Annotated in this window: 10 protein-coding genes; all 10 read right to left on the bottom strand. The window is 42.5% G+C overall.

The genetic code is table 11. The features are described 5' to 3' along the window. Positions 1–50: 50 nt before the first annotated feature. The 10 genes from DQG13_RS02000 to DQG13_RS01955 all read right to left on the bottom strand — a co-directional run bounded on the left by DQG13_RS02000 (position 51) and on the right by DQG13_RS01955 (position 11,284). Positions 51–1,721 carry an nSTAND3 domain-containing NTPase gene (locus DQG13_RS02000; RefSeq protein WP_113017672.1) on the bottom strand — a complete coding sequence of 557 codons (1,671 nt, stop codon included), beginning with the start codon at positions 1,719–1,721 and terminating at the stop codon, positions 51–53. Positions 1,722–2,012: 291 nt separating this feature from the next. After that, positions 2,013–3,758, bottom strand: coding sequence for a recombinase family protein (locus tag DQG13_RS01995; protein ID WP_113017671.1), 1,746 nt, complete (start codon positions 3,756–3,758; stop codon positions 2,013–2,015). Positions 3,759–3,907: 149 nt separating this feature from the next. After that, positions 3,908–4,396 carry a recombinase family protein gene (locus tag DQG13_RS01990; RefSeq protein WP_181592509.1) on the bottom strand — a complete coding sequence of 163 codons (489 nt, stop codon included), beginning with the start codon at positions 4,394–4,396 and terminating at the stop codon, positions 3,908–3,910. 121 nt (positions 4,397–4,517) lie between these two features. Continuing rightward, positions 4,518–4,748, bottom strand: a complete 231-nt coding sequence (locus DQG13_RS01985) for a hypothetical protein (protein ID WP_113017669.1) — start codon at positions 4,746–4,748, stop codon at positions 4,518–4,520. A gap of 211 nt (positions 4,749–4,959) precedes the next feature. Continuing rightward, positions 4,960–5,565: a recombinase family protein gene (locus DQG13_RS01980; protein ID WP_113017668.1), complete on the bottom strand. Its 606-nt coding sequence runs from the start codon at positions 5,563–5,565 to the stop codon at positions 4,960–4,962. 270 nt (positions 5,566–5,835) lie between these two features. Then, positions 5,836–6,729, bottom strand: coding sequence for a hypothetical protein (locus DQG13_RS01975; protein WP_113017667.1), 894 nt, complete (start codon positions 6,727–6,729; stop codon positions 5,836–5,838). A 59-nt stretch (positions 6,730–6,788) separates the two neighbouring features. Beyond that, positions 6,789–7,496 (bottom strand): hypothetical protein, encoded by a 708-nt coding sequence (locus DQG13_RS01970; protein ID WP_113017666.1) that lies wholly within the window; start codon positions 7,494–7,496, stop codon positions 6,789–6,791. A 384-nt stretch (positions 7,497–7,880) separates the two neighbouring features. Then, on the bottom strand, positions 7,881–8,855 hold the full coding sequence (locus DQG13_RS01965; protein ID WP_113017665.1) for a DNA adenine methylase: 975 nt from the start codon (positions 8,853–8,855) through the stop codon (positions 7,881–7,883). 44 nt (positions 8,856–8,899) lie between these two features. Beyond that, entirely contained in the window at positions 8,900–9,919 is a 1,020-nt protein-coding gene (locus DQG13_RS01960) for a DnaB-like helicase C-terminal domain-containing protein (protein ID WP_113017664.1), read from the bottom strand. A gap of 75 nt (positions 9,920–9,994) precedes the next feature. Next, entirely contained in the window at positions 9,995–11,284 is a 1,290-nt protein-coding gene (locus tag DQG13_RS01955) for a toprim domain-containing protein (RefSeq protein ID WP_113017663.1), read from the bottom strand. Positions 11,285–11,573 lie beyond the last annotated feature (289 nt).

Raw genomic sequence — 11,573 nt, 5'->3', positions numbered from 1 at the left:
CTTGTCCGATTTTCAAAGGTTTTAATGACTACTAACTGCTGTTTGCATCGCTAACGGCGAAGAGCCTCAAAATCTTTAATGATTTTTGTCTCAAAGCTTTTTCTTAATCTGTCGGTTAATTCAATCTTTCTACTAAGCACTAAAGTATAATCATAAGCATGGTGATAGGCTTTTTTATTATATGGATCAAAAATGGTGAATAATTGATTAAAGTAAACCATACTGTTAACGATCATTTCAATCAAATCATAATCACATTCAATGTAATGAATTAAAAAATCCTTAACTGAAGGATTTTGAAATTGTATGAATTTCTCGTTATTTGATCCCTTAGTTATTTTTATGAATGTATTCTCTAATTCTTTTAAAGAGTTCAGAAAATCTCCCCTTTTGAAAGAAATATTAAATCTAAGAGAATCATATTCAAGCATTCCCTTTACAGAAAGATTGAGACTCTCCTCAGAAATCGGGCTATTAGTAACTAAAATAGCGTACAGAATATATTTCGACAAATGACTAATTTGATTTTCAAAAGCAGCTTTCCATATTTCAATGGGGTTTGTCAAAGATAATAAAAAGTGATCCAAATATCTATCAGGAGGAACTGAGTGTCTATTAAACTTCATCGTCATTAATTCAATAACACGCGGATTATAATTTGGATGATTAATAATTCTGTTATACCCTTTATTTGAAACTATTGCGTGAATGTATTCCTCAGGGAGCTCCGAAAAAAACAAATGATTATAAAAAATTTCAGCTTTTGCAATCCTGGTATAGCTTTCTATGTCCAAAATGTGTTTTACTAAGTCAATATCCTGTCTGCCTAAGACTTCATATTTTTGCTGAGCTTGTTTAAGAATGTACTCTCTGGTTGTCATTATTAATTTTTTATTTTTATGTTTTTTTGTTCTTTCCATGAAACTGTAAAGCCTTTTATCTTCATTCTTCGCAATTGAATTCTCTAAAAAATTACTTCCTAAAAAATCATCATAATAAAACACTTGCTCTTTATCAGGCGAAAAAAATTTATTTCCCTCCTCGATATCCTCAGTTATTTCAACTAACTCAAAACCTTTTGACATGTATTGAAAAATTAACATTTTAGCCAGTGTTGTTTTTCCCACCCCAGGGTTTCCAGAAATAATTACAAAATTATTTTCATTCAATATATCAATTGCTTCATTAACACTTTTATTCTGAACAAATAATTTGATACTATTGGTAATGGTCTCTGCTAAGAACTCTGATCGATTTTTTACATTTGCTTGTAGTATTGCTTTCAATACTGTCGTACTTGACAGCCATAATTTATAATGCTTTTCTTCAATATCATTATTTTGTCCTAACAAGTTGTTTACGTCATTTTTACCAAAAATATCTTCTGTAGATAAAATATAAGGTGCAAACATTTTTACTATTTCAGCTTTTCTCAGAGGAGTCAGTCCTACTGAAGTAACAATAATGTAACGCTTGGGACCTAATTTCTGAACTTTTGGAGCTTCTTTAGCTAAATTAGACATTAGTGAAGTGTAATCTTTATACCTTTTGCATTGTATTAATAAACTTTTTTTTCTGTCAATGCTTCCCCTCAAATCAATTCCACTATCTTTTCCTTCAGTAAAACTCTCCAAATACATATTAAGATGCTTCTGAAGTAAATCTCTAACTAAGTCTTCAAATTCGATCGCAGATAAATTTAGAAAGTCATAATTGTTCATAGCGAATATCCCGTCCTAGGCAAACTATTGAGGTGTACGAATATATAAGTATTCGATTTGTTTTTACAATTTAATCAATTCCATTATACTACTCATATTTCAATTTTGCGATATGTGGAAATAGTGGTAAAATGACAAATTAAACAAACAGCCCCCGCCAACCATCAGCAGGAGCTGCATAACAATTATGCCCATTTAGATGCCAAAACTTCGGATGACGCATTATGCATCAACACATTGCTTTGCTGCGCGGCGTCCATAAAGCAACTGGTTGACCTGAAGCCGTAACAACTACGCTTGCTTATATACCGGACTACCGGCTACCGAGTTATATGTCAGCACTCTGCCGTACTGTGCTGCGTCTAGCGATTTAAACTCGCCGCTCCCCATCACATCAAGAAACTGGCTGATCCGAAGCTTGAACGTCACCTCAACCCGATCTCGATAAACAAGGATACCGCCGATGATCGTGCGAAGCATCATCTTCCTTTTTGCAATAGATGCCGCCTCAAACACTTTCCGCCAATTCGGTATGTGCCGTTGAAGCGCCTCCATTTCAGTACGCTCGACCTTCTTCGCCGCAAGTTCCTGCTCCAGCTTAGCATGTTCCTCCTTAAGCTCCCCAACTTCCTGCTCCTTCTTCTTGATCAGCCCACTGAGCATATCTCGGTCAAAGGAACTTTCTCCCATGATGACCTTGAGTACTTCCTCTTTGTATTTGCTAAGTTCATGCTCCAAACGCTTCAATTGTTGCTTGCACTTACTTAACGCCCTGGCTTCCTCTTCCAAATTTCGGTTCCTCATCTTTTCGATCTCATTGGTCAAGTCAATGGTTTGAAGCTGATCCAGATAACTGTAGACCTCGTCCATCACGAGCCCTTCGATGATGTTTTGCGAATACATCGTTTGACCCCTACAATCGACGACCTTCTGAGACGCCTTGCCTGAACACCGATACTTCATGGAGCGATATCCCGTCTTCTTCCCTGTCTTCTTGCTGATATATGTTTTATGATTGGGAGTAGCAGTAAGCGGATTGCCACAAGTTCCACAACGAATCATACCTACAAAGAGTAAGGACCCTTTAGTGGATCTCACAATAATCACACCATCATTCTTCTTCGTGTTCTCTGGACTGCGTTCCTCCCGGATTTTCTGTACTCGTGCCCATTGGTCCTCATTAATGATAACCAACTCTGGGATCTGCACCTTGGACATGACTTCCTTATCCGTGCCTCGAGCATACACATAGTACCCCTTATACATCGGATTATTCAACATGTGACTTACCATATTCGAGGCCCATGCGCCACCCCGTTTTGTTTTGATCTTCTTCTCATTCAGCAGCTTCGCAAGCCGGTACTGACCATAGCCTTCCTGATCGGCCAGAGCATATACCCATCTAACTGCAGCAGCCTCTTCCGGATCAATGACGACCATCAGCAACTCCTTCCCCTTTTTGTTGAACTTGCCGGACTTCTCCAAGCGATACCCGAACGGAATCGAACCGCCGCGATAAACCCCTTCTTCAACCATCTGCGAATGCTTCTCGTTTACCCGGATTGACGTGTTTACGCTTTCCGTATTTGCTTGCCAAAAGGTCAAATAATTGATGAGCTTATCCATCTGACCTTCTATTTTTTGTTGCCCTTCCACCACCGACCACATTTCAATTCCCTTTTTAACAAACCACTGAAGAACAAAGGGAGTTTCATCATCTAAACGTCCAAGCCTGTCAAACTTAAAAACTAGCAACACGTCAAAGAGTCCATTTTCAGCATCACGCTTGGCATCTTGAAGAACATCTCTTTTTGATTCTGAAACTTTAAACCCGGAGACCCCCGCTTCTCTATATTCTTTTACATATTGCCAGCCCGGTTGTTTACTGATAAATTCCATGCACGACTTTCTTTGACCCGGAATATCATCCAAAAAATCATTCTGATTTACCCCTAAGATATACTCGGTTTGTTTCTTGGTCGAGACCCGCAACAAAATAGCCACCCGCTTAACACCGTTATGTGCAACTACAAGCATGATATCAGCCACTCCTTTGAATAATTTCACAAAAATTGCAATCCCCCATTGGAAAGGTATACTTTCCAGCTATAATGGAACGAGACGTTCTTGGCAATACCGTCTCGTTCCGTCAATTTAGGAAGGATGTCTTTCATCCTGTTCAATTCTTAGATCAAGCTGCTTAATCGTTTAAAAATGTCATTCTGAAGGTCTATCTGCCCGTCCAAGACTGACCATACCTGAACACCAAGCCTGTATAAACGCTGTACAATCAATGAGGCATCATTTCCTGCTCGTCCCAGCCGTGCATATTGATGAATAAGCAAAATAGCAAACTTTTTATCTTCAGCATCTCGAAAGAGCTGCTGGGTGATTTTACGATCAGACAATTCCCCTTTATGTCCGAAGGGATATTGTTCAGCATAATCTTGTACCATAACCCAACCTGGCTTCGTCTGAATATAGCTCTTGCACAATTCGAATTCATGGCTGTATTTAACATTTCTCGAACTAGCCAAACGCCCGTCAACAGATGTACGTCGAAGCACAGCAACCTTAGTTAATACTTCACGCATGATGCCATTCGTGCTGAACGCATTGACTATTACATCATTATTAATATGCTTCGTAATCCCTTGCTCTACAGGTACAACCATAGGAGATACCGCTCCTTCGATGTTATTATTTGTAAGTTTCATAGCGTGTTGTTGTAATACCATGCTTCTGCGATAATTTCAACTCATTATTTTTGAAACGACATGACTCCTCCAATTATTTCTATATGGGAGATTCATCTGTTTCAAGCTGCTGCCGCACATATTCATCTTTCAGTTGGTTCAACAATTCCTTCTCGGCACCTGTATCCGTTGCCAAGAAGCGATTAATGACCCACTTACCTGACTTGGAATCAAAGCGCCTAAGCTCAACGGTCCCATCAGCAGCTTTCACTTCCAAATACTCGCGACCACGTAGAACCATCTTGTTTCCAGCTTCGGAAGCACCATTCATTCGTCTCACTCTCCGTCTAATTAGTGGGGAGTATGAACTCCTGAATGGTATAAATTTTTTCTTCCAATTACTGTAGAAATTGAATTTGCCTTCGGCTCAGTAATAAATTGGTTGTCCCGAAACAAATTCTGAAGAGAAAATAACAAAAACCGGCAGTGACATGGAACAAGGCGGACTTATGATCGCGTCTTGTCATGTCACTGCCGGTTTTTCATTTTTCTCTAGGATCAGGATTTGGAGGCTTCATGGAACGCCGATGTTGTCTCAACGCCCGATACAGCACAGACTGTGAAACTCCGGTTATTTCGCAAATCTCACGTATACTATGAGCCTTGGCTTCATACAGCTTCAGCGCCTTATTCAGCTTGCTTTTATCCGTGGGCGTGCGTCCGAATGTTCTCCCCCGCAATTTGGCGGCTGCTATCCCCTCCATAACTCTGGCATAAATGATATCCCTTTCAAATGTGGAGATAGCCGCCATCACGGTCAAAATCAATTTTCCGGTGGCACTGGAGAAGTCCAACCTTTCTTTGATGGATATGAATTGGATTCCGCGGCTCTCCCACTCTTCCAATATTCCCAGCAAGTCCTTAGTGGATCTGGACAATCTACTAAGACTTTCCACCAGAACGGTATCCCCTTCTCGTAATACGCGCTGCAGTTGATCCAAAGCCGGACGATGGAGCTTGGTTCCGCTAATCTTATCGATGAACATATCCGTTTCCTGCACGCCGTATTCCTTTAGTACATCAACCTGTCGATCCGTGGACTGGGTTACGGTACTGGTTCGAATATACCCGAACAACTTGCCTTCCATTATCCTCACCCCTTATGAAAATTGCATGAAGAAACCACACCGCCGACTGCCAGAACCCCCACATACGGACAGCCGCCTCCTTTACGGCAGTGCCGCAAAGAGGGGATTGAGGCAATCCCATAACGGCAATACTTTTGGCAGTGCCGCAACCCCGGAAAAGCCCATAATCTGCGCCGCGGCAGCACACTACCAAAAACAATAGGATTCGGCAATGCAAATCGAAGAAAATACCCTATCAGGAGCTTCCCAAATCCCAATAGGGCTTTACCTCTAATCCAGTTTTTGGATGGATATAATGTCCAGCACTCTCACTTTCACATACTGATTCGGAATAAGCAGATTGGGTAAAATGATCTCACCAAAATCAAAGGGATTTTGCCATGAATCTTGAACCTTCTGAATAGTAGCGGCGTGATTGGATTGCTGCCACTTGGCAATTGCATCTGTCCGTAGACTGGTTACAAACTGATACCCAACCCCTTCCTCCAGATAGGTCATCAATACCCGATGATGTGTAAGGCAATAAATGAGCTTGTCGATGTAGTTCCCAATGGAATACATGGGCATCATGACGATGCCCTTGCGATTCAGATTGAGTCGATGCTTGGACAACTTGAACCCGTCCCGGTCATTTACAATTTTAATCACATTAAAAATATTGCTGCTCAATTCCTGATGCGATGTTGTCAGTTGGTCATGATAACCCTCTACCTTCTTTCGCTTTTCAGACTCGGCCAAATCATTTTTCAAGGCATGGACGATTCCCATATGCTTTGTAGCATAGAAGCTGGACTTTCCATTTTTACCATCTGCCTCGACATAACATAACGTACCATTGAGCAAAGAGGAATGGATCAATGAACCTGTATACTGCCGCTCTACCCCAATCGGTAAAGGCAATCCACTTTGGCGAATCTCCTCAGCACTATAGAATGCTATCCCGTCCATCATTCTGCCGCACTCTGTGACCATCTCGCTGATATCGACAGAACGGAAGGTGTGCTGCCGTTCGCCACAACAGGTGATCAGGTATCCCTCCTTGACCCCTCTTTCATACATGTCCCGATGAAATCCATTGTCCACGCTCAGCGCAGGAACTACAGGCTTACCGATGATTTTGAAATACTCATGCTGCCTTTGGCTAAGATTACTGGCGTTCAACATACCATCATTCCTCCCCGGTTTTATTCATCTAATATAAATCGTGATGTTGGTTTATCTGCTCAATCAACGACATTCTCCCTATTCAGGGATGAAATGTTGTAAATAGTGTCGGCTTGGAAGGATTGGATAACTTCAGCCACATCTATTTCTTCATTAAAATATTGAATGAGGTTCCCCCGTTCTGTGGCATATTTACCGTCATGACCGAACAGAATGAACAGGATCATCTGCAGCCGCTCGTTATCATGGCCTTGGATCAAGCCGCTCAACGTTTCGCTATGCAATAGTTTCAGGAGACGGAGCTCAGGTTGCGCTACGCTCCAATCCACCCCCGGACACTCTTTCGGCTCCGGCAACAAACGGAGTGCGCCCTCCACAAAGCCGCTCCGCGGTAAAAGCTGGCCTGTTCCAATCAAAAACTCCTTCGCCGCCCCATCCACATCCCCGGCAAGTACCCGATCAAGAGCAGAGCCAAGCCGTAATTCCAACTTTTTGGATGCTCGGGTCACCGATACTTCCAATGAATTTCGAGATATCCCGAGAGCCTTCGCCACACCGGCATAATCATACTTGCTTGATAAGAAAGCCTTCATTTTTTGTTTCGTCCGTTTATGATTCAAGTACTCATAACGGTTGGCATAAGCCACCATCTCACTGAGTAATTTCAATTTGCTTATTTCCACTCTCATGTCCGCTTCCTGCAAGTCTGTATTCAAATTAGCTTTTACCGAATAATAAGCGGCTTCCAGTTTGCGAAAAAACAGCATCTCTACCCCTCCAGTCTGATTCCCTTCTCCTCTGTACAGACCAACTCCTGAGGAAAGAACATAATCGTCCCTTCATTCGTTTGTGACCAGAAGAACTTAGCATTCCGTCGCAAAGGGACTTAACAAAAACGCCTCCCGATTTTGATGAACCCGATTTATTTGGCCCAAATAGCCGCATTGCGCCGCCCCCTATGAGCGGTTACGTTCCCCTTACGAACAAAAATAAACTAAAATTTGGATCAGTATGATTTCTAAGTAATATAACTTCTTTTCATCAAATGACTCGCCTAACCTGTCCATGTTGACACCCGTTCAACCAACAAAAAAATCGGAAGACAGAGCCAGCGGCGGCTTCATCTTCCGAAGAGAATTCCTCATATTCCATCAGTAGTTCATATATAGATACAATTCCGTATCAGCCCGTGATGTACTGTCTGCATTCATCTTGATTCGAGAAGCATATCTGGTCCTGATCTTCTCAAACCGGAACCCAAGACCCGTATATAATTTATGGATTTGATACTGTTTACTGTGGCAAACCATGGCTTTGCCTTTGATCCCTGCTAACATTTGAGCCAACCTGCTGTGATCCGCCAACTTGAATTGGTCAAGATAATAATCGGTTCCGTCATAATAAGGAGGGTCTGCCATAAAGAAAGCGTCTGGCTTATCTTGATACTTACGAATCACTTGGGCAAAGTCCTTATTGGAGATTTCCACTCCCTGGAATCGTTTGGCCACAGCATGAAATCTCTCGCATTCCCGTGTGTAAAATGCCGCGCTATTGCGATCAGCAGAACTAGACTTAAACCCCGTGGTGTTAGCTCCTAAAAATCCAGCTCTGCTCAGGTAAAAAAAGCGAACCGCTTTGTGCAAGGGGTCATCGGGTGCCCCTGCTTTCAAAAAGTCATAATACTGTTCTTCTGAATAGGGCAACGCCGCGCAAGCCTGATACAACCCAACAGGATTATCCCGCAATACACGAAAAAAGGTCGCGACGTTCCCGTCCAAGTCATTATAGACTTCAAGCCTCACCTTGGGCTTGGCAATCAGCACACTGGCCGTATTGCCGAATGGCTCAATGTAGACTTGATGCTCCGGCATCAGTGCAATCATCTTCTTGGCTACTTTATTCTTCGCCCCCAGCGCTGTAATGACGGAACGGCTGCTATCAGCTTGAAAGCGATGATCCAGCTTGTCCTCCATGAGCTTATGCAACATCTCCGTCACACTGCCAGTACCATATTCTTTCATTAATACTTCGACTTTGCTCTTAGGCAGACGTGCGGATATTTTAATTGTTTCATCCTTGAGCGTTCTTTCCACGATGCCTTCACCATCCCGGTAATAGTACAGCATACGCCTAAAACATCACTTGATTTAGGCGTATGCTCTCCACATGATCATTTCTTGCTTTGGGCTTTCGAAAAGGAAGGGCGTTTGTCCATAAACGGAATAAGGTCAAATTTGGGATAATACTTAATAGGAAGCGGCTCTCCAATTCGCCCCATACGCTGCTTGAGAACAACAAGTTCCATGTCTCTGATGGTCTTGCTGCTTTCTTTCTTCCAATCAAAATCATCATCACCGACACGTTCGAACTGTAAAACAAGAACGAGATCGGCACAAAATTCAATGCCGCCACTTTCCTTTAGACTAGTCATGCTCAGTTCTCTGCCATAAGAATTACGATTTACGCTTGAAATTGCGATGATAACCAATCTATGCTTTTTAGCCAGCGCCTTCAGTTCCCGAACCAGCACATCCAGCCGCTCCTTGTCTCCATTGACACCATCGACTGCAATATTCTGGAGATAATCGATAATAATAACGGTCTGGTCACTACCAGTGCCATAAGTTCCATAATGTTCGATTAACCTCTTGATATCATTAAGATGGGTGCTATAGTCATCCCCAACAAAGGTAAGCTTTTCTGCATTTTCTTTAAAGCTTACACAGGCTCTCTTAAAGACGTCCGATTGGCGTAGATTGTTTTTCAATCCCACCACTTGCTCCGCTTCAAACCCTTGTTCCCCGGCAATAAGATAAGAATGACGGCTGATCGCCTTACAAACCATCTCTTCCTCAGACATGTCGTTACAAAAATATACGGTCTGTGTTCCCCATGAGCTAAACCGTTCTGCAAATTGCAGGGCTAGGGTGGATTTTCCGCTCCCCGGTGGGGCGGCAAAGATATTTAACCCCGTTCGAAACCCACCTTTCAAGAGCATGTCAATCTCCGGGTATCCAGTCGGAACGGTTACGCCGTACTCTTCAATACATTCAAGCATACTATCCAGATTATTACCATGGCCAATGTTCATTTTCGAGAGATTAGCTTGTAAAGCAGCTACCTTCTCATCTTGAGAATAGTTTTCATCGGCCATAATTCTCGCAAATTCACCTTCAAATTTTTTATTCATTATTATGCTCACTCCTCTTTAATGGTGGAGCTATCCAAGATATATCTTCCTGAATAGCCCCTATTGTTTTTCGGATTATTTAAGTTTGATCACTTTAGCGACACCGAATTGAAGTAAAGGGTTAGAGCTCGGGTCTAAGCTCGTCTGTGAAGAGAGCAGTTTCAGCTCTTCTGTCATTTCTAGTGTGCAGGGATCAAATGAGCTTGGCGGAGCCACAAGGGTCTGTATAATTTCATTGAGAGCTTCGACGGTTCGCTCAGGATTATCCATATACGCCTCTCTGACGTCCTTGAATCCTGCAAGAAAAGGCGCTATCCCAAGGCTATCATACCAATGAATATAGGTAGGAATTCCCTGCTTCTCAAATGCTTTATAAATACTAATAGCATAATCCCTTCCGGCACGATTTTTATCATTATCCATGAGCAATATAAGTCTAAGCTGATTCTTCCGAATGACATCCGCTTTTTCAAGAATCAATTCACTGTTTCCTCCGCCATTCAAGGCCACCGCATGAAACCCCGCCTGCTCCAAAATAATTGCATCCAGAGTCGCCTCAACGATAAAAATCCAGTCCCCGTGTTGACTATTATCCAAGCATTTTCCATTAAACAGCTTTACTTTCTTATCCGGGTTGTTCTCTTTATTTTCTGGATAATCATACTTGTTTTTTTTGTAATCACCCGTAACATGCTTGTACATTCTCCGCACAAAGAATTTTTTATCACAGTGAATGACCACATAACGGTTACGCGATCGGGGATGCTCCCACCACTTCATTCCAAACTTCTTTGCCGTTTCGAACGTAATGCCCTGTTCTTTGATGAAATCCTCACATTCGGGGTCAGTGTCAAAGGGCTTATATACCAGGTCTTTTGTTGACGAAGTCGCCCGTCTATAGGAAGCTGGCTCCTTCGTCTTATGGGGCGAATCAGGCTTTGTAATAGGTACATATCGAATATCTCTCTTCTCCCATTCCAGTTCAACGAACATCCGCTTCGCCAAGTAGAATTGATCCGAGAACCCTTCTATATCTAGCAGAAATCCAATAAGGTCGAAGATATCCCATATTTTATCCTCGTCCATGCAACCAAAGCAGTGCAAACCATGCCGCTTTGGATAATACACAAGGGACGGATTTTTGTCATCATGAACCAGACAATGTAAATGGTCATTCAACGGTACATTGGCTAACCTAAGTACTTCGGTCATCTTCTCACGAAGAAGTTGCTTCTGACGAGCAGCACCTGCTTTAGAGAATACTTCCTTTGGAATTTTGGTGAGCCGCAGGGACTCCCCATTCTTAAGGCTCTCCAACACCTGTTTTACCCTCACAGCCCACTTTGCCCGTTTATTTCTTACCATGAGCAACACCCCCTTTCTTGGGCTTCCCCAGATGTAAAATCTGGATTACGGCATCTGGATTAGAGACATTCAGATTAGGAATGTGAATTTGGAAAGACTGATAGTCTTTAGGCAAGCTTGTCCGTTCCGCTAATAAAGAGACGACCCCAGCGAATGCGCGGCGGAGTTGCTTGTTTCGAACACTTCGATTAGCTTCACCGTGCAAGATTGCATATAACTGTGGGATACGTTCTGCTAAAGTTCCTAAAGAGATGTGCGGTCTGTACACCTTCGGTCCTGCCGTTACTAC

This window comes from Paenibacillus sp. YN15 (assembly GCF_003285005.1).
Classification (GTDB): domain Bacteria; phylum Bacillota; class Bacilli; order Paenibacillales; family NBRC-103111; genus Paenibacillus_AR.
The sequence above is the reverse complement of the archived record's forward strand: the minus strand, read 5'-3'. Positions and strand labels throughout refer to the sequence as shown.